An 18,897-nucleotide genomic window follows, 5' to 3' on the forward strand; every position below is an offset into this window, starting at 1 on the left:
AAGCTAACGAAAACATCTCTCATTTCCGTTAAAAAAATCCAAAAAAAAATAGACAGTTTAAGCTTAACTTGTGGGGAGAGACGTACATGATTCGTATATTACTAGTAGACGACCATCCTTCTGTTGGGGAAGGTACGAAAGTGATGATCGAGAAAGAAGAAGATATGCAAGTGACGATTGTAGATGCCGCTGGGAAGGCGCTACCGCTTGTGCAGGAACAGGAATTTGATGTCATGCTGTTTGACCTTCGTATGCGAGGGATGAATGGAATTGAACTTGTTAAAGAAGTGCGCGCTCTTGGGAAAGAGGCGCCGATCTTGATTTACACAGGGTACGATATTGGGCCATACTTTAACACACTCATTGAAGCTGGAGCCTCTGGGTTCATAAATAAAACAGAACCAAGGGATCAGCTGATTCTTTCGATACGATCGGTGTTAAAAGGGAAGGTTATTTTACCGATCCAATTGTTTAAGCAGTTACGCCGTATGGAAGTGCAAGTAGACCAAAGTCAAGGTGTTAAGGAAGAGCAAGTAGAAGAAGAACAACAAGAAGAGATTCAGGAAGATGTATCGATTAATTCTAAGGAACAGAAGATTTTAATTGAAGTGGCTAAAGGTAAAAGCAACCGTGAAATTGCGAGTGATCATTATAAAAGTCAGCGCACCATTGAATACAATCTCACTGAGATCTTTAAGAAATTACAAGTGAAATCAAGAGCTGAAGCCGTATTAAAGTCTAAACAACTTGGCATTATTTCGGATGAAGATATAAACGAATAAAGAAAGCCTTAAAAAAAGAGGGACAAGCACCCATTCGCACAGTAAAAACCGTGCAAGTGCCTGTCTCTCTTTCTTACATTAAAGCAACACAGCGTGCCAGACACCCATCAGTGCGTTAAAGTAACGCAGGGTGTCTGGCACGCTTTAGTTGGGTGAAGCTTATGGTTTGGCGGTTGTCCAGTATTTGTAGGAGTGGACGAGTGTGCCGTTGTAGGTTGGGTGTTCTGTTAACTTTGAGTTTAGTTGATCGATTTCTTGTTCCATATAGGCTGCGCCTTCTTCGTAAAAGGAAATGTGGTTCACGTACGGATTTTCTTTCATCTCAACCGATAGTAAGATTTCTTTGTTTAAATCAGCTGCGTGCTGAAGTTCTTCCTCTGCCATGTACATAATTCCTCCAGCGCCTTCGGTGAAATCGCGAAAGGCCATGACAGATGTGTGATCCATTGTCTCGATGACCCATCGATTAAACGGCATCCCTTTACCTGGAGCGGGTTCTTCGTCAAACCACATCGCAAGGTCCATGCTTGCTTCAAGGTTGGAATTAAGCCTCGTTTCTTCGACATAGTATTCTAAGTTACTGATCCATTGCGCTAAGAGATTTTCCTTATCCTGGTCCCATTCGTCTAAGACGTATGGCTCAATATCTAAATGGATGCCTTGGAATTTAGATGTTGCTGATACATTTTGATTGTAGGTTTTTACGTAGTCAATTAATTTTTTTATTCGAAAGCGTTCGCTCTCCTTGGCCCAAGTTGGGTGACCGCCCATTGCATGAACCTCAATCCCTGCTTCTTTTGCCTTCTGAACGAATCCACTATAGGAGGAATAGGGTTCACGTAAATCAAGACGTGCATAAATAAAGTTGATGTCTTGTTCTTTCGCAAATGCTAAAATGTCGTCTCCTTCTTGAATCAAACGTTCTGCTTCCCATATATAAGTCCCTCGCACAGCCTCATGTCCTTCTCCTGACTCTATTGGTTCCTCAGGATTAAGATTCAATTGATCTTTCACATGCTGGTAGCTTTGAAAAGCTGTGCCACTGTAGCTTGAATAGTCGCCAGCGTGCTCTTCAAGGACCCCTAAGTGCATATTCATATCTGCAATTCCTTCTTCTGCAAATGAAACGTAATCAAGGCCGGTGTCTTCCATAGTGACCCCGATCAAAAGAGGACGTCCAATCTCATCTGCTGTCGCTAGTTCTGTTTCAATGAGTGACATTATGCCATTGTCTCCTTCAAGCGTTTCCCTAAAGGCTAAGATTGTCGTTTGATCAAATTGGCGGATCATCCATTCGTGAAAAGGTTGTCCATCAGTGTCCGGCGTTACAAGTGCATCAAGCCAGAAAGGAATGGTCGCTGTGACCTCTAAATCCGATCCTCTGAGCTCCTTGGTAAGGACGTTTATGTTTTCTTTCCACTCCTGTAAAACGCGCTCTTGATCTACGTCCCACTCAGGTAAGTGGTACGCTTTTATATCAATGTTTACCCCTTTGAAATTAGAAGTTTGTTGTGATTGTGAGTTAAACGATTTGACCCATTGTGCAAATTCGGTGACCATGTCCTGATGAGTCGAAAGTCCCCAAGATGGGTTTCCGCCCCATGCATATACAGCTATTCCTTCTTCGCTAGCTTGTTTATTAAAGCTTTGGTAGAAGGAAACAGACTTGGTTTGATCCAGTTCAACGTATAGGACGGTGACTTGTTGATCCTTCGCTGCCTTAAGAACTTGATCACTTTCGGACGCAAGTTGCTCTTTGTGAACATACATGGCGTGATCTGTATCTGGTGAATGCTTAAATCCGAGTAAAAAGAAGACGACCCCTGTTAACAAAAACAAATAAAAAGACTTTCTCATTGTGTTCCTCCATCCCGCAAATAATGTCGTAAAACGGTAAATTTTATTGTAAGCGCTTCAGTTCTGAAATCGTTCTCCTATTTTGTAAAAACCGCATTTCGGAACCATTTAACGACCCCGAATAATCACCAACATCCAGCAATGACAAGGGTTTTAGCTTCCTGCGTGGTTCCTCCTTATTCGAGTACCGAAACCTGAATCAGGGGGGCAACGCAACGGAAATTCGTGATTACGAAATCGCGTTTTCGAAGATGTGATTGTCGAACCGTGTTACGTTATTAACTGTGCTAAGGCAAGTAGCAATTTTAAGTTAAATGTTTGTCAGATAATTTTCAAGAACAAATCAACAGACAAAGAAAAACAAGGAAATGTAACTACACTTCTTACACAGGAGGGGGCTAGAGTCATCTCAGGCAAGAAGATCGGGGTAGGTGCTTTTCTTCTTGCAGTTGTTTTAACGATCAGCTACATGTTGTTGTCAACGAGTAAGCCCGTAGAAAGTAAAACAATGCAAGACGGCACAAAGATGAAATTTCGTACCCAACAACAAACAATCGAAATCTATCAAAACGAATCCTGGTCGCCTCTTCATATTAAAGGGGTGAACCTGGGAGCAACTCTTCCGGGCTACTATCCCGGATCACTCCCTCTTGATCAAGAGACGTATAAACGTTGGTTTAGAAGCATGAAGGATATGGGAGTCAATACCGTCCGCATTTATACGATTCACGAGCCGGTGTTTTATGAATCACTAGTAGAATTCAACCGCAATCATCCTGAAGATCCTCTTTATTTCATACAAGGCATATGGTCACCGGTGGAACAACTACGTGAAACAGATGATGCGCGAGCACCTGAAGTAACAGCTGCTTTTAAAAAGGAAATTGAAAGAGCGGTTGGAGCTGTCTACGGAGAGACTACGATCAAAGAAAACGCAGGAAAAGCGAGTGGTACATTTGATACAAATGCAGCGCCGTATTTACTCGCCTGGCATTTAGGAACAGAGTGGGATCCTAAGATGGTTCAAAACACAAACAACACTCACGAAGGTGAGGACGTATTTAAGGGGGAGTCGTTCAGAGCAACAGAGGAGGCGAACCCATTTGAGTCTTGGCTCTCTAAACTCTTGGATTACACAGCTCAACTTGAGAAGGAAAAAGGATGGGAGCATCCAATGACCTTCACAAATTGGGTAACGACAGACCCGCTAGAACATCCTGAAGAACCACTCATTATGGAAGACAAGGTAAGCATTGATGCGACTCATATTAAGGAGCAGGACTGGGACGGAGGGTACTTTGCATCCTTCCATGCTTATCCTTACTACCCCGATTTCTTAAGACTGGGGAAGGCATATATGGATGTGTTAAATGAAGAAGGCAATCCAGACGCTTACAAAGGATACCTTAAAGAATTGAAAGAGTATCATAAGGAAATGCCCATCATGATTACCGAGTTCGGTTTACCATCTTCGCTCGGTGTCGCCCACTTAGGTCAGTACAACCGCGACCAGGGGGGACATAGCGAAGAAGAGCAAGGGAAGATGAACGCTGAGCTGTACGAGTTGATCGCTGAAGAAGGCTATGCAGGAGCTGCCCTTTTTACATGGCAGGATGAATGGTTTAAGAAAACATGGAACACCATGCCTTTCGTGGAAAAAGGTCGGCGAGCGTATTGGTTTAACTATCTATCTAGCGAAACGTCTTACGGACTTATCGGCATGTACCCTGGCTTAGAAGATGATATTCGAATTGACGGTAGCAATGAGGAGTGGAAAGACCTTAAGGATGTTCAAACACACGATGTTGAGAACGATCCTATAGAAACCATTTCTTTCACGCATGATGAAGGATATGTCTACATCAACGCTCGATTATCGGAAGGTTATGAAATAGGGAATGAGCCGTTTCGCTTAGGAGTGAATACATTGCCTGGTGGCTCTGAGGTTTCTTCTGAAACAAGAGTCGAGGCGCTCATTACGCTAAGTGGTGAAGAGGGTGAAGTTAAGCTTTCATCAGACTATGATCCTCATCACCGTTTATATAAAGACGAAGAAGCTGCTCAACCTTCTCTAGATCAAGAGTTCGTTCCATGGAAGTTACCTGTAAGTCTTAAATTTGAACCTCCTAACACAAGACATGCCCATCCGTTTGAAGATGTGGGCGTTGGAGGGTTAAAGAGAGGAGACGCAGGAGCATTCAAAAGTAAGGATTACGATCCGCAAGCCTTTTGGGAAATGAAAGGAAACGTCATCGAGATGAAGATTCCTTGGGCGTTACTTGGCTTTTCTGATCCTAGTCAGCGAAAGGTTGTCAGCTACCCAGGTCAAAAGGGATCATCAAGCATTACGACTGAATCAGTTGAATCGGTCGAATTTCTCCCGCTAATAGGAGAAGAACAGGAAACATCGTTCTCCTACACATGGGATGAATGGAACAAAGTAACGTATTCAGAACGAAAGAAGAGTAGTTTTTATTATATGAAAGAAGCTTTATCAAACTAAAGGAGGACTGAGTATGTTTTTCAATTTAGAAGCGGCTTTTTATGTTATCTATGTACTGGCTGGACTCATGGCGATGATGTCATCCATTATTATCGGCATTAAAGTTAGGAAGAAACAAACGCATAAGAAAACAGAAAAAGTCATGCAACAACATGAAAGCTACTTTACGTACATTACACAACAATTGGATGCGAGGGAATCGTTACAAACTCCAAAAAGAGAACTAACAACATTTGAGAAGAAGGTCTTCCAACGTGAGTTAGTTGAACGAATCGAGCGTCTATCGGGGGCTCAACGGGAGAAGCTCATCCAGCTTTGCAACGATCTTGGCCTCACAGAATTTAATTTAAAACGTTTGAAGAGTGGACGCCATTACGTTCGCTTAGAAGCTGCTTATAACTTAGGAGCTATGCGATGCGAGGAAGCTGTTCCTAACCTTTGTAAAATGCTTTACAAGAATAAGAAAGACTCAACGCGCTTTATCGTAGCAAGATCTATTGCTCAAACCGCAACATCCACAGGGCAAATCAATGATATGATTCATTATTTAGCTAAGGACCAGGAGAATAACTATCCATTAATTGTAGATATTGCCAAAGAGTCTGATTTGGATTTACGCGGGCCATTCATCTCTTTATTAAAGGAACCAAATCCAGAGCTAACGAAAGTGGGACTGTTTGGGCTAAGAGATCAGCCTGACGCTGAAATGCATTCCATTCTAAGGCCTCACCTCAATTCAGAAGACTACGATATTCGTACGAACGCAGCGAAGCTAATGGTTGCCTCTGGAGGTTCCTCGTCGCAAGAAATGGAACAGTTCATGAAGTTTAAAGATGAAGAAATTCGCTTATTTACAGCAGAATGGATTGGCCAGACAGGCGTGAAGAAGTATCAAGAAGTACTTGAACTAGGTGTTCAAGATGAGAATAAACAGGTTGCAAGGAAGAGTGCGAAGAGCCTTTCTCAGCTAGGGGATTCTGGTTTCCGTACCCTTTGTAAGCTTTCAGTAAGCAATTTACGAAACGGAACGATCGCTTTTGAAATGATCCATGAATACTTGAAAGAAAGCGCTGCTGGTTATTCTACGAATCGTAAAGTAGCTGATTACCATCGTAAACTATCGATTTATGAAACCTACTTCGGCAAAGACCAAGAGCTTATTGACGCCATGTAATTGGTAGAAAGGGGAGAGGCATGAGAGAAATATTACTCGGTTACGGCATATTCGCGATGTATTATGTCTTAACCATCAACACGATCTACTTCGGGATTATCTTATTCTCATTTAAAGAAATCTCTAAAATTCTAAAAAGCACGACATTCTCAAAATACAAATCGTTATCGGGATCGAACAACGTACCTCCCATATCGATTCTTGTACCAGCCTTTAACGAGGAGTTAACGATTATAGAAAACGTTCGTTCACTTCTCGCTCTACACTATCCGAAACACGAAGTTATCGTCGTGAATGACGGATCAAGTGACGACACGGTTGGTGTTCTAATTAAGGAATTTGAACTTCAATATTACAAGCCAACATCGATCAAGGATGTCATTAAGACGGCGAAGGTGAGAGGGCTTTACTATAACCCGGATTATCCAAACCTTTATGTCGTGGATAAAGAGAATGGCGGTAAAGCGGACTCATTAAATGCAGGGATTAACTTGTCCAGTTATCCACTTATCTCATCTATTGATGCTGACTCGTTATTAGAAGAAGATGCGTTGATTCGCATTGCCCGCATGTACATGGAAAAGCCTGAAGAATATGTTGCGATTGGCGGGAATGTCCGCATTGCAAACGGCTGTAAGATTGAAAATGGCGTTGTGAAAAATGTAAAACTACCGAAAAAGCTACTACCAATGTGGCAGCTAGTCGAATATATGAAAGCCTTCTTAGGTGGACGTATTGGCTGGAGTTCAGTAAATGGTTTAATTATCGTCTCTGGCGCGTTCGGTGTATTCCGTAAAGATTATGTAGTTGAAGTAGGGGGCTACCGAGGTGGTTACCCAGGTGAAGATATGAACATTATTATTAAGCTTCACCGTCACATGCTTGAGAACAATTTACCGTATAAGGTTGCATTTTGCCCTGACGCTGTTTGTTGGACGCAGGCACCTGATACATTCAAAATCCTTGGAAGCCAACGTAAACGCTGGGGTCGCGGTAACTTGAAGAACATGATCGAGGAAGGGCGCTTTATGTTTATGCGACCGAAATATAAGATCATGGGTTGGCTAACGATTCCTTACAACATCATTTTCGAAACGTTAAGTCCTTATTTCAGAATTACAGGATTACTTGCTCTAATTGGATACGCTCTTATGGATATGTCAGGTTGGAAGATTTTACTCGTCTTCAGCTTAATCAATATTCTTTACGGAACATTACTCGGAATTGGATCCATGCTTCTTGAAGAGATTGCCTTCCAACGTTATCCGAGAATTCGAGATTTCTTTAAGATGTTGATCTATACAGTGCTTATGTTCTTTGGTTATAGACAGCTTGGTATTCTATGGAGGTTCTTAGGTCACATCGACTTCTTCCGTAAGAAGACCTCCTGGGGAACGATGGTCCGAACAAGTTTTAATGAAGATAAGAAATCAGCTTAATGCAAAAAGGGGGTAGAGAGCTGTGGAACAGCAAGTGGGATCACGGATTATTCAGACGTTTCATCATTTTCTAGAGTATTATCAGGAAAGTAACTTAGCTTGTGGAATGATTATCGCTCGCGCAGATCTTAATGCCAAAGAGCTTGAGAAGCTAAAAACTCATATGGAACGCCTCGAGCCAGAGGTTGGTGTTCAGTTTAGTCATGATCAGACAGAAGGGTTGGTTGGGATTTTACTAGACAACCGTACGATTGGGTATTCTCACTTTTATTCCTTATATGTGAAAGACTTCTTAGAAGAGAATGGCTATCTTTCGGGATCCATATTGGTTGGGAGTTTTCCTGAAAGCAGCCCATTCGCTGAGCAGATGCTCTTTGATATGGTATCTGAAATTATTTCAGAGAACGGACCTCAAGGTGAGATCCGCGTCTTCAAGAAAGAAAATAAAAAGAAGAAAGATTCGATCTTAATTGTAGATAGTGATGAAAAAGTGTTGGAGCTGGTTACCTCGTATTTCACTCATAAAGGGTACACCGTTCACACCGCTACAGATGGTAAAGAGGGTGTAGCTCAATACGAGAAGCATCATCCGAGCCTTGTGATTACAGAGATTAATTTATCGGCCCTTGGTGGTTATCAGTTCATTCATCATATTCAACATGTAGAGGCTATAAAGGCTGCGCCTATTATGGTGCTAACCAATAAGCAATTAGAAGAAGATGTTAAGCGAACATTCGAATACGGGGTATCCGACTATGTTACGAAGCCATTTTCTTTAATGGAACTCGAGTCACGAATGGTTCAGTTGTTACAAGCAGTACATTCATAATTTATTTAGGGGGATTTATTCATGAAATATGCAAATCATTTAGCGCAAAAAATAGAAGCGAAAAAAGCAAATATCGGTGTAATTGGTATGGGGTATGTAGGGCTTCCGCTAGCGGTGGAAATGGTGAAATCCGGTTTCAACGTAACAGGAATCGACCTTGACCCGAATAAAATCGACGCGCTTAAAGCAGGAGATTCTTATATTCAGGACATTACCGACCAAGATCTTAGAGAAGCAATTGAATCTGGGCGTTTCCGTCCTTCAACAGACTATGATCTTGTAAATGAACTAGATGCCATCAGTATCTGTGTTCCAACTCCTTTAAGTGAGAACCAAGATCCTGATACGTCTTATATCACAAGCGTAATCGAGAAAGTGAAGCCAAGCATGAGAAAAGGGACATTAATCACGCTTGAGAGTACGACGTACCCAGGAACTACGGAAGAGCTTATTCTTAGTGAGTTCAATAAGTTAGGCTACCAAGCTGGTGAAGACTTCTTCCTATGCTACTCACCTGAACGTGTAGACCCAGGTAACGACACGTTTAACACGAAGAACATGCCTAAAGTCATTGGCGGTGTGACGCCGAAATGTAGCGAACTTGGTGCAAGCTTGTATCAGAACTACGTAGGCAATGTTGTTCCTGTTTCATCTCCACGAGTTGCTGAGATGTCTAAGCTTCTTGAGAACACGTTCCGTAGTGTGAATATTGCTTTCGTCAATGAAATTGCGATGATGTGTGAACGAATGGACATCGACGTTTGGGAAGTAATCGATGCAGCAGCGACGAAACCATTCGGCTTCATGAAATTCCAGCCGGGACCTGGAATTGGCGGCCACTGCATTCCGCTTGATCCAATGTACCTTTCTTGGAAAGCAAAAGGATTCCGTTTCTACAGCAAGTTCATTGATCTGGCGCAATCGATTAATAGCAACATGCCTGACGTTGTTGTGTCTAAAACATCACAAGTTCTTAACGTTTACGGCCGTTCTGTGAATAGCTCAAACATCTTGATTCTAGGAATGGCGTACAAGCCAAATATCAGTGACCTTCGCGAATCTCCAGGTCTTTATCTTTATGAGCTTTACAAAGAGAGCGGAGCTAACGTAGAGTATTGCGATCCACATGCTCATAGCTTCATTGATGATGACGGTGAGATAGTAAGATCGGTTCCTTACAACAAAGAGCAGTTGAAGAAATATGATTGCATGGTACTTGTAACGAATCACTCTGACTTTGATTATCAAGAATTGGCTGATCTTGGTGTACCAATTGTTGATACTCGTAACGCATTTGAAGAGTTCGACCGTGATCACATTCACAAGCTTGGAACATCTTCTAAAGTTCACACAAAAGATCATTCTATCGCATTATAAGTAGATCTAGTAACGACTATACAAACACACACGAGACAAGGGAGATGAGAAACATGTGCGGAATCATGGGGTATATCGGACAGCAGCACACACAAGAAATTTTAACAAACGGTCTTAAGAAGCTCGAATATCGCGGCTATGACTCTGTTGGGGTAGCAATCCACGACGGAGAAGCAGTTCATGTAACGAAAGCAGAAGGACGATTAGATAACTTGGCGTCTCGTCTAGAAGACGCACCACTTCAAGGTTCTATCGGAATTGGTCATACACGTTGGGCGACACATGGTCGTCCTTCTGATGAGAACTCTCACCCTCATACAGACAGTGAAGAGACAGAATTCGCGGTCGTTCACAACGGAATTATCGAGAACTATATCGAGCTCAAAGATGAACTTGTTGCAGAGGGCGCAACATTCACATCTGAAACAGACTCAGAAGTCATCGCGCATTTACTTACGAAGCTATATGACGGCGATGTTGTCTCCACCATTCAGAAAGTCGTTGAGAAATTAGACGGTGCTTATGCGTTAGGTGTTGTATCTCGTCATACACCAGGGAAACTTTACGCTGTACGACAAGCAAGCCCGCTTATTATTGGCTCAGGAAACGGCGAGAACTTCATTAGTTCAGATATCCCAGCAGTCTTAGAGCATACGCGTGATGTGTATATTTTAGAAGATGGAGAAATGGCTGTACTAACAGAAGAAAGCATTTCTTTAATGGATGTGCGTACAGGAAACGCCATCTCTCGCGATCTATTCCGAGTTGATTGGGATATGGAACAAGCGGAGAAGAACGGCTTCGACCACTTTATGTTAAAAGAAATCTTCGAACAGCCGAAAGCTCTTGAAAAGACAATGGCAGGTCGAGTAGATAAAGAAACAAACGAAGTTGATTTCCCTGAGCTTGCTTGGACAGAAGAACAAGTAGCGAAGTGGGATAAAGTTCACATTGTAGCATGCGGTACAGCTTACCACGCTGGACTATTAGGCAAAACGGCTATTGAAGAATTAACGCGCACCCCGGTTGATGTAGAAGTGGCGTCAGAATTCCGTTACCGCAATCCAATCGTAAATGAAAATACCCTTGTCATCGCGGTGAGTCAATCGGGTGAAACAGCCGACACATTAGCAGCACTGCGCCAAAGTAAGGAACTGGGCGCAAAAACGTTATCCATTACGAATGTTGTAGGGAGCTCGATCTCTCGTGAAGCTGATGACGTTATTTTAACACTAGCAGGACCAGAGATTGCCGTCGCTTCAACGAAAGCATACACGACTCAAGTATTATCGTTCTATCTACTAGGTATTTACTTGGCTCAGAAGAAGAAGCAAATCACACCAGAACAAAATGCTCAATACATGGCTGCTCTTCAGGGAGTACCGGAGCAAATGGAAGAGATCTTGTTCCATAATGAAGCGATTAAAGAGTACGGCGAGTCCATTAAAGATGCGAAGAGTGTGTTCTTCTTGGGACGTGGAATCGATACCGCAGTCGCACTAGAAGGGTCATTGAAATTAAAAGAGATTTCATACATCCATTCTGAAGCTTATGCGGCTGGCGAATTAAAGCATGGTACGCTTGCCTTGATCGAAGAAGGGACGCCAATCATCTCCCTACTTACTCAAGAAAAGCTATACGATAAGATGCTTGGAAACATCAAAGAAGTGAGTGCACGAGGAGCAAATGTTTTAGGAGTAACGATGAGAGGGAATGTGAAAGTAACACAATACGTCGATGAGACTTGCTTCATTCCGGAAACTTATTCTCTATTCACACCATTACTATCCGTTTTACCTCTACAACTGATTTCTTATTACACATCTCTTGCCCTTGGAAACGATGTGGACAAGCCACGTAACTTGGCTAAGAGTGTAACGGTAGAATAATTCTAAAAGGAGGTTCCCTCTTGCAAAAGGAACGTCACCAAACAACGCTCGATGAATCAAACCTGAAGACAATCATGCTAGGCATCCAAGAAAAGATTAACGACCAAACCATCTCAGAAGATGGCCAGATCTTAAACAAACTAATTAACGACCTGCGCCCCCATTTCCAACAAGCAGGCAACGAATAACATACTCTAACAGACACCCTTTACTCGTGTAGCAAGATAAAGCGATAAAGCGTGTCTGACACCCTTTAGTGAAGTGAAGCGTGCCAGACACCCTTTACTTCACTAAAGTACATATAAAAGTGAGGGAGTGAAGGATATGGAACGTACATATGCAGTTGTGTTAGCGGCTGGTAAGGGAACGAGAATGAAGTCAGATCTTCCGAAAGTGCTTCATCCTGTTTGCGGAAAGCCGATGGTTGAACATATTACTGATTTATTAAAGGACCTACAGATGAACGAAATTGTAACCGTTGTGGGTCATAAGAGTGAAATGGTTAAGGAGCAGTTAGGAGAGTCTGTTACGTATGCACATCAGTCTGAGCAATTAGGGACAGCACATGCTGTTCAAATGAGCGCAGACCAGCTTGCTCATCAAGAAGGGACGACTGTGATCATTACAGGAGATACCCCTCTTATTACGAGCAACACCGTTCAGAACTTGCTCGATCATCACCGTGAAACAAATGCAGCAGCGACGATTTTAACGATGCTTCCTGAGGATCCAACAGGATACGGCCGTATCGTACGAAACAGAGACGGAAACGTTGAGCGTATTGTAGAGCAAAAAGATGCCACGCCACAAGAGCAATCCATCGGGGAAGTGAACACAGGCATCTTCTGTTTTGATAATAAGTTGCTATTCCAATCACTCAATGAAGTTGGAACGAACAACAATCAAAGCGAATATTACTTACCTGATGTAATCGAAATATTAGAAGAGCAAGGCTATACGATCTCAGCCACCTCAACAGAAGATGTAGCTGAAGGGCTTGGAGTCAATGATCGAATCCAACTTGCTAAAGCAGAAGAAATCATGCAGCAGCGAATCATTGAGCGTCACATGAAGAATGGGGTTTCTTTCATCGATTCTTCTTCTAGCTACGTTGAGGCTGATGTGACGATTGGACAGGATACGCTGATTGAGCCACGCGCTCATATACGAGGGGAATCGGTTATTGGTTCTTACTGTGTAATTGGACCTGATGTTGACTTAAGAGATCTTGAAGTTCGGGACAAAACAAGAGTTCAGAACTTCTCAATGACGAACGATATTTGTAAAATCCCTATTCATTCATAAAGGGTGTGCAAATTTATTTTGAACAAGCTGAAAAGGATCATCAAAACGTACAAGATCTCCACTATGATCTTGAGTGTGTTGATTATTTTAGGAGTGGGTTACATGGTCTTTAGTGACAATCAAAATCAATCGAAAAAGGCAACTTGGATTTGGGACGTCTCTAAAATTGAGGAAAACCCTGAACAAGATGTTTCCTTTTTAAAAGAAGAAAAGGTGAACCTTGTTTACATCCATATCGATTTTGAAACCTTTAGGCCAGGTCCGTATCGTTCCTTTATTCAACATGCCAGTAAAGAGGATATTGATGTTTATGCGCTAGGTGGAGACCCAAACTGGGCGCTCATTAAGAATCGGGATAGCCTCGATCGGTTTGTTTCGATCGTTCATGATTACAATAATACGGTCGGTGAGGATCAGAAATTCGCTGGCGTTCATGTTGATATTGAGCCATATCTCTTATCGCAATGGAAAGAGGATGCTGATAATGTAATCAATCAGTGGATGATGAATACTGTTCATTTGATTCGAGAAGCAAAAGAACAGGATCATCTGCAAGTCAGTGGGGATTTCCCTTTCTGGATTCATGAGAAAAAAGTTCCTTATAAGGACCAGACATTAAGCGAGTGGATGATCGAACACTACGATTCCATGACGCTGATGGCCTATCGAAACAAGGCAGAAGGACCAAACGGTATTCAATCCATTTCAAAGCCGATTGTAAATGAAGCTAGTAAAGAAGGTAAATCCGTTGTGGTCGGGGTCAATGTTATCGATAGTGCAGAAGGAACTCATACCACGTTCCATGGTGATGAACCAGGAACCATGGACCAAGAACTAGAGGTTTTAGAAGACGCCTACAAAGGGAATAAAGGCTTTGGAGGCACAGCGATACATGATTATTCGCATTGGATTGACCATGCGGATTAATTATAAATAGATAGACTTTGGAAAAAATGCATCTCCCCCTTATTATAGATGCAAAAAAACGCAATCCACCAATAGTGTGGATTGCGTTTTTTATGTTAGTAGGGGGTCCGTTGCGTATATGTGTGGTAGGGCTGGATGGGGGACAACTCGCTTTCCTGCGGGGAGCTGGGAAGCCTCCTTGTTCGCTTTCGCTCTCTGCGGGGGTCTTCCCTAGGCTCCTCTTCCAGCTGGAGTCTCGCAGTCCCCCATCCAGCCCTGACAATAATGTGATGAACGGACCTACACATCAGCGTTAATTTGTATGGGCGGTACTGGTGGTATGGGAGCAACTTGTTGGCCGAGGGGTGGGCCGCCTATGATGAAGGCGGGTCCTTTTCCTTCGTTAGGTGGATATCCGTATGGGTATGGGCCTGGGCATTTTGGCGAGTAGGGAAATGTAGTAGAGTAGAAGGGTGGATAGAAAAATAGGGCATCGTATACACCCCAAAAGATATCCCCTGTTGCGCCAAAGGGAAATCCTCGAAAGGGATAGCCGTTCCAAAAAGCATCCTGTTCGAATGTTCTCTCTCCTTTTCCTATGGGGATGAGGGGGAGCTTTGGTTGTTTCATAGATAATGACCTCCTACATAAACAGGGATTCTGAGTTAGTCTATGCAGCAAAAACGAGGAAGGGAATCGTTTTTCAAAGGCATAATGGGTTCGAGGGCAAGTTAATTAATAAAAGCAGGTGAAAACATGAATGATCAACAATCTATAGAGAAAGCAATGAAGAGTGCGAAAGCGTCGATTGAGCTAGAGGGATACTACATTACAAAAGAGCATGAACAGCTTGTTCGAAAAAGCTTGTTAGGAGAAATCTCGCACGAACAATTCGTAGAGTTGGCTTTAGAACTCGTGCAGCGGAGGAAAGATCAGCAATAATCTATCCATTAGAAACCTCCCCATATCATAGTAGTGGGGGAGGTTGTTTTATTCCCTTCTGAGTGGGAGCGTGCAGCATCTGAACGAGCCGCCTGATTTAATAATCTCTGAGAATTATACGGGTAGCACGTCAAACCTGCAAAAGCGCTTCCCATCTTAAACGGTGATTCCATTACCGCTCTATGAGAGCAATTCAAAGTGATAAAGGAATAGTAAAAAAAAGCCGCATAAACATTCGTTTATGCGGCTTCGTATTATTTCTCTTTATTTGGTGAGTTGGTAAGTGGTTCTTCTTCGTCTTCTAAGAAACGAAGTAAATCACCGTACACAAGCTTATCAGATAGGTTCAATTCTGTTTGCCCTTTTTGAGCAATAGAATCACATTGTGAACCTTCTACTTCTTGGCCTGTCGCTTTGTCATAGCATTTTTCCGATTCGCCATCGTAGACATATTTGTCTGTAATAACGGAACCGTCACGTAAAATGGCTAAGTCTTCGCGATCTTTTGCAAGCAGGTCGGTACCGAATTGAATGTCGTTTTCGTTCTTAACACCTAAAAGGTTTAAGATGGTTGGTTTTAAGTCAACTTGGCTTCCGACTGTATCCACTGTTTTACCCTCTAAACCAGGAGAGTGGATAATGAGAGGAACACGCTGTAATTGAGTGTGCTCAAATGGTCGAATCTCTGTGCCCATAATTTCAGACATTGCTCGGTTATGATTTTCAGAGATGCCGTAGTGGTCTCCGTACATAATGAAGACGGTGTTTTCATATTCACCGTTTGCTTTCATATCTTCAAAGAATTTCTTGAAAGCTTCATCCATATAGCGCGCTGTTTGGAAGTAACGGTCAACTGTACCGTCACCAGTCTGTGTCTTGTCAATCATTACATCTTCTTCATCGTTTAGAACGAATGGGTAGTGGTGCGTTAGAGTAATGAATTTCGTGTAGTAAGGCTTCTCTAAGCTCTTAATCATAGGCATGGATTGTTCAAAGAACTCAATGTCTTTTAATCCATAGTTTACTGAGTTTTCAGGAGTCACTTCATAATCTTTCTTAGAGAAGAAGCGATCGTACCCTAGAGCTGGATACATGACATCACGGTTCCAGAAACTATCGTTATTACCGTGGAACACTGCGGATGTATACCCTTTTTCTTTTAGAATTTCAGGAGTTCCATTAAATTCGTTACCAGCATTGGTTGTGAAGACAGCGCCACGTGGTAGTGGGTATAAGGAGTTCGCAAGTAGGAACTCAGAGTCTGATGTCTTCCCTTGACCCGTGTTGTGGTAGAAATTGTTAAAGTAAACAGAGTTTTTATCGTCAATTAAGTCGTTTAAGAATGGCGTAACTTCCTTACCATTTACTTTGTAATCAATAGCAAAGTTTTGTAAGGATTCCATTGAAATAAGCACAACGTTCTTACCTTCTAAAGCGCCAAAGTTTTCACTTTTTGGATCCTTTTGACTGGACAAGTAGTTACGTACTTCTGTTAGCTCATCGCTTTCTGCGAATACGCGGTGTGATTGGGTATTTGCCGTCATAACCGTGTCGTATAGGTGGAAGTTGTATACTCCCATTAGTTTAACAAACATGGCACGGTCGAATGTACGAGTTAACAGTTCAGAACGCTCTTCGTTGGCTAAGTTCAGGTTCAACGAGATCGCTAGAAGAGATGTAGCAACAATCGCTCCCATTGTGCGTTTTTTCACGCTTAGTGAAAGCTGTCCTTTTTTCATTCGTGCCCAAACAAATAGAGCAACTACATCAATCCAGAACAAGAGGTCTGTGAAACTCATAAGAGACTTTGCACTTCCGCCAAGCTGAGCGAAGTTCTTATACTGCATTAATACAGGGATAGTAATAAAGTCGTTAAAGAATCGGTAATACACGACGTTTGCGAACAGAACAAACGACATGATGAAGTACAAGGTTAGAAATGCTTTAATTCGCTTCGCCTTTGGAAAGATGAAACTTAGTGATAAGAAGAACAATATGGACCCTAGTGGTGTAAGAGCCAGAATATATTCTTGAATGGTATTTTCTAAGTCTAAGGAAAACGAAAATCTAAAAGCTAAATAAGATTTGGCCCATAGCAGTACGGTAGCTATGAGAAAGAAGAATAGTCCACTTTGTAGCAACCGGTCTACTCTTTTATTCATGTGTGATCCTCCTTTGATCGCCTGGTTCCATGATAGATTCTGATTGAGGATATCGTGCTTTTTATCTGTATAGTCAAAGTGCTTGAGATCCTACATTTACAAATTCTTTAGAATTTCATTATAGATTTATTTTGAGAAAGGTCAATGGGAACAGTGCTCAAATTAGCCAAATTGCCTATGAAATGTACCCTTTATTCATAGAATTGTCACGATTTTAAATCTATGACCTTACAAAAATTTAACATGTTTTCAACCTAATATCAAAGGTTATTTTTACATATTTAGTAAATAACAAGTTTCGCACCGACGGTATCCTCATATATATTCACCAATATCCTCACATTTAAACTCCAAATCCACTTCAACATACTAAAGCGTGCCAGACACCCGGTGGTTCTCTGCAGTACTAAAGGGTGTCAGACACCCGTTAATGCTCTGAAGCATTAAAGCGCGGTTGGTACGTTGTGTTGCTTTATATGGTGGTGTAGGGGTGGTATTCTATAATAAGGAAAGGGGGAGGGGAGAGGGATGTCTGGTGTGGGGTTGCCTGGGGTTATGATGTTGTTTGTTGTGGTGTTATTGATCGTTATGTTTTTGGTATCTTTAACACTGTTTATAAAGGGGATCATAAAGAGAAATTTCGTGGCGCGCTTAGATCGTTTGGAGAAGAAAGTTGACCAATTATTAGAAGAGTCTAATCGGAAATAAAGCGAGGGATAGAATGCGGATTACAGATCAGATTTATGGAACCGCTGTGGTTGAAGGGATACTTGAAGAATTAATCAATAGTTCACTTGTTCAACGTTTGAAGGGGATTTATCAAGGAGGAGCAAGTGTCCTCGTTAATGATAGTTGGAACGTGACAAGATATGAACACTCTATTGGTGTAATGCTGCTGATTAGACGTTTAGGAGGGAGCCTTGAGGAACAGATTGCAGGGTTACTTCATGATGTGTCTCATACGGCTTTTTCACACGTTATTGACTTTGTTATCGACAATAAAGAGGAGGACTATCATGAAGAAATTTATGAACAAATTATTCAACATTCAGAAATCCCAGACATCTTAGAGAGACATGGTTACAGCGCACTGGATCTTCTTGGGAATGATGAGCAGTGGACGTTACTAGAACAATCTGCTCCTGATCTTTGTGCAGATCGTGTGGACTATACATTAAGAGATATGTATCAGTACGGGCATATTGAAAAGGGGGAAATTGATACGTTTCTAACCAAGTTACATGTGTATAAGGGTAAAATGTATGTAGCCGATGCCGAATGTGCAGAGTGGTTTGTAGAGGTTTACTATAAAGAAGTTATCAATTTCTTTATGCATCCTCTGAACATATTCGGTTACGATCGTCTTGCACGTGCATTAAAGGCCGCTTTAGACAAAGGTGTTATTACATTAAACGATTTTCAAAAGACAGATCGTGAGGTTTTGGATCTGCTTCATTCTTGTAATGAGGCGAGTGTGCATATGTGGTTGAGGCAGCTCCGTCACTCTGTTTCTGTAATAGAGAATGACCAGGAATATGATCTACATAGAAAAGGGAAAGTCAGGCTGATTGATCCTTTAATCATGAGCAATGGTAATCTTATCAGGGTGTCTGAACAATCCGAGAAAGTGAAGCTCATGGGGGAAGAGGCTTATAAGAAAGCCATGAAAGGATCCTTTGTAAAAATCATACATGTGTAGGAGAGAGGCTTTGAGCGCCTCTCTCCTTTTTTA

At 42.0% G+C, this 18,897-nt stretch carries 16 protein-coding genes; 13 read left to right on the forward strand and 3 right to left on the reverse strand.

All coding sequences use genetic code 11. The features are described 5' to 3' along the window. Nucleotides 1-86: 86 nt before the first annotated feature. Nucleotides 87-782 carry a response regulator transcription factor gene (locus IMZ31_RS05845; protein WP_207529630.1) on the forward strand — a complete coding sequence of 232 codons (696 nt, stop codon included), beginning with the start codon at nucleotides 87-89 and terminating at the stop codon, nucleotides 780-782. 159 nt (nucleotides 783-941) lie between these two features. Here IMZ31_RS05845 and IMZ31_RS05850 read toward each other — a convergent pair whose 3' ends face one another. Then, on the reverse strand, nucleotides 942-2,639 hold the full coding sequence (locus IMZ31_RS05850) for a hypothetical protein (RefSeq protein ID WP_207529631.1): 1,698 nt from the start codon (nucleotides 2,637-2,639) through the stop codon (nucleotides 942-944). A gap of 526 nt (nucleotides 2,640-3,165) precedes the next feature. Here IMZ31_RS05850 and IMZ31_RS05855 point away from each other — a divergent pair. The 9 genes from IMZ31_RS05855 (at nucleotide 3,166) to IMZ31_RS05895 (ending at nucleotide 14,082) form a co-directional block, all read left to right on the forward strand. Continuing rightward, nucleotides 3,166-5,142 (forward strand): hypothetical protein, encoded by a 1,977-nt coding sequence (locus tag IMZ31_RS05855; protein ID WP_242705652.1) that lies wholly within the window; start codon nucleotides 3,166-3,168, stop codon nucleotides 5,140-5,142. 13 nt (nucleotides 5,143-5,155) lie between these two features. Next, complete coding sequence (locus tag IMZ31_RS05860; protein ID WP_207529632.1) at nucleotides 5,156-6,316, forward strand: HEAT repeat domain-containing protein; 1,161 nt, start codon at nucleotides 5,156-5,158, stop codon at nucleotides 6,314-6,316. Between the two features lie 20 nt (nucleotides 6,317-6,336). Then, nucleotides 6,337-7,755, forward strand: a complete 1,419-nt coding sequence (locus tag IMZ31_RS05865; protein ID WP_084599517.1) for a glycosyltransferase family 2 protein — start codon at nucleotides 6,337-6,339, stop codon at nucleotides 7,753-7,755. A 22-nt stretch (nucleotides 7,756-7,777) separates the two neighbouring features. Continuing rightward, on the forward strand, nucleotides 7,778-8,584 hold the full coding sequence (locus IMZ31_RS05870) for a response regulator transcription factor (RefSeq protein WP_207529633.1): 807 nt from the start codon (nucleotides 7,778-7,780) through the stop codon (nucleotides 8,582-8,584). Between the two features lie 21 nt (nucleotides 8,585-8,605). Then, the gene (locus IMZ31_RS05875; protein ID WP_207529634.1) at nucleotides 8,606-9,961 is read left to right on the forward strand and encodes a nucleotide sugar dehydrogenase; all 1,356 of its coding nucleotides are present in this window, start codon (nucleotides 8,606-8,608) and stop codon (nucleotides 9,959-9,961) included. 53 nt (nucleotides 9,962-10,014) lie between these two features. Continuing rightward, the gene (gene glmS, locus IMZ31_RS05880) at nucleotides 10,015-11,850 is read left to right on the forward strand and encodes a glutamine--fructose-6-phosphate transaminase (isomerizing) (protein WP_207529635.1); all 1,836 of its coding nucleotides are present in this window, start codon (nucleotides 10,015-10,017) and stop codon (nucleotides 11,848-11,850) included. A 20-nt stretch (nucleotides 11,851-11,870) separates the two neighbouring features. Beyond that, entirely contained in the window at nucleotides 11,871-12,038 is a 168-nt protein-coding gene (locus IMZ31_RS05885) for a hypothetical protein (RefSeq protein WP_207529636.1), read from the forward strand. A 136-nt stretch (nucleotides 12,039-12,174) separates the two neighbouring features. Beyond that, nucleotides 12,175-13,155 (forward strand): sugar phosphate nucleotidyltransferase, encoded by a 981-nt coding sequence (locus IMZ31_RS05890; RefSeq protein WP_207529637.1) that lies wholly within the window; start codon nucleotides 12,175-12,177, stop codon nucleotides 13,153-13,155. A 102-nt stretch (nucleotides 13,156-13,257) separates the two neighbouring features. Beyond that, a complete protein-coding gene (locus tag IMZ31_RS05895) occupies nucleotides 13,258-14,082 on the forward strand; it encodes a hypothetical protein (RefSeq protein ID WP_207529638.1) in 825 nt (274 codons plus the stop codon). 279 nt (nucleotides 14,083-14,361) lie between these two features. Here the strand turns inward: IMZ31_RS05895 and IMZ31_RS05900 are convergent, their stop codons facing one another. Further along, nucleotides 14,362-14,691, reverse strand: a complete 330-nt coding sequence (locus IMZ31_RS05900; protein ID WP_207529639.1) for a hypothetical protein — start codon at nucleotides 14,689-14,691, stop codon at nucleotides 14,362-14,364. Between the two features lie 126 nt (nucleotides 14,692-14,817). Here IMZ31_RS05900 and IMZ31_RS05905 point away from each other — a divergent pair, with 126 nt between their 5' ends. Further along, a complete protein-coding gene (locus tag IMZ31_RS05905; protein WP_207529640.1) occupies nucleotides 14,818-15,003 on the forward strand; it encodes an antitoxin VbhA family protein in 186 nt (61 codons plus the stop codon). Between the two features lie 254 nt (nucleotides 15,004-15,257). Here the strand turns inward: IMZ31_RS05905 and IMZ31_RS05910 are convergent, their stop codons facing one another. After that, a complete protein-coding gene (locus IMZ31_RS05910; RefSeq protein WP_207529641.1) occupies nucleotides 15,258-17,165 on the reverse strand; it encodes an LTA synthase family protein in 1,908 nt (635 codons plus the stop codon). A 528-nt stretch (nucleotides 17,166-17,693) separates the two neighbouring features. Here IMZ31_RS05910 and IMZ31_RS05915 point away from each other — a divergent pair. Both IMZ31_RS05915 and IMZ31_RS05920 read left to right on the forward strand, forming a co-directional pair. Beyond that, nucleotides 17,694-17,873 carry a DUF4083 family protein gene (locus IMZ31_RS05915; protein WP_207529642.1) on the forward strand — a complete coding sequence of 60 codons (180 nt, stop codon included), beginning with the start codon at nucleotides 17,694-17,696 and terminating at the stop codon, nucleotides 17,871-17,873. 13 nt (nucleotides 17,874-17,886) lie between these two features. Then, nucleotides 17,887-18,864, forward strand: a complete 978-nt coding sequence (locus IMZ31_RS05920) for an HD domain-containing protein (RefSeq protein WP_207529643.1) — start codon at nucleotides 17,887-17,889, stop codon at nucleotides 18,862-18,864. Nucleotides 18,865-18,897: the final 33 nt, after the last annotated feature.

Source organism: Pontibacillus sp. ALD_SL1 (assembly GCF_017355605.1).

What these genes read in the sequence shown, in the direction of transcription:
- IMZ31_RS05850 (WP_207529631.1), bottom strand. Translation starts at nt 2,639, where the DNA reads ATGAGAAAGTCTTTTTATTTGTTTTTGTTAACAGGGGTCGTCTTCTTT.
- IMZ31_RS05855 (WP_242705652.1), top strand. Translation starts at nt 3,166, where the DNA reads ATGAAATTTCGTACCCAACAACAAACAATCGAAATCTATCAAAACGAA.
- IMZ31_RS05860 (WP_207529632.1), top strand. Translation starts at nt 5,156, where the DNA reads ATGTTTTTCAATTTAGAAGCGGCTTTTTATGTTATCTATGTACTGGCT.
- IMZ31_RS05900 (WP_207529639.1), bottom strand. Translation starts at nt 14,691, where the DNA reads ATGAAACAACCAAAGCTCCCCCTCATCCCCATAGGAAAAGGAGAGAGA.
- IMZ31_RS05920 (WP_207529643.1), top strand. Translation starts at nt 17,887, where the DNA reads ATGCGGATTACAGATCAGATTTATGGAACCGCTGTGGTTGAAGGGATA.
- IMZ31_RS05910 (WP_207529641.1), bottom strand. Translation starts at nt 17,165, where the DNA reads ATGAATAAAAGAGTAGACCGGTTGCTACAAAGTGGACTATTCTTCTTT.
- IMZ31_RS05915 (WP_207529642.1), top strand. Translation starts at nt 17,694, where the DNA reads ATGTCTGGTGTGGGGTTGCCTGGGGTTATGATGTTGTTTGTTGTGGTG.
- IMZ31_RS05905 (WP_207529640.1), top strand. Translation starts at nt 14,818, where the DNA reads ATGAATGATCAACAATCTATAGAGAAAGCAATGAAGAGTGCGAAAGCG.
- IMZ31_RS05845 (WP_207529630.1), top strand. Translation starts at nt 87, where the DNA reads ATGATTCGTATATTACTAGTAGACGACCATCCTTCTGTTGGGGAAGGT.
- IMZ31_RS05875 (WP_207529634.1), top strand. Translation starts at nt 8,606, where the DNA reads ATGAAATATGCAAATCATTTAGCGCAAAAAATAGAAGCGAAAAAAGCA.
- IMZ31_RS05865 (WP_084599517.1), top strand. Translation starts at nt 6,337, where the DNA reads ATGAGAGAAATATTACTCGGTTACGGCATATTCGCGATGTATTATGTC.
- IMZ31_RS05895 (WP_207529638.1), top strand. Translation starts at nt 13,258, where the DNA reads ATGGTCTTTAGTGACAATCAAAATCAATCGAAAAAGGCAACTTGGATT.
- glmS (WP_207529635.1), top strand. Translation starts at nt 10,015, where the DNA reads ATGTGCGGAATCATGGGGTATATCGGACAGCAGCACACACAAGAAATT.
- IMZ31_RS05890 (WP_207529637.1), top strand. Translation starts at nt 12,175, where the DNA reads ATGGAACGTACATATGCAGTTGTGTTAGCGGCTGGTAAGGGAACGAGA.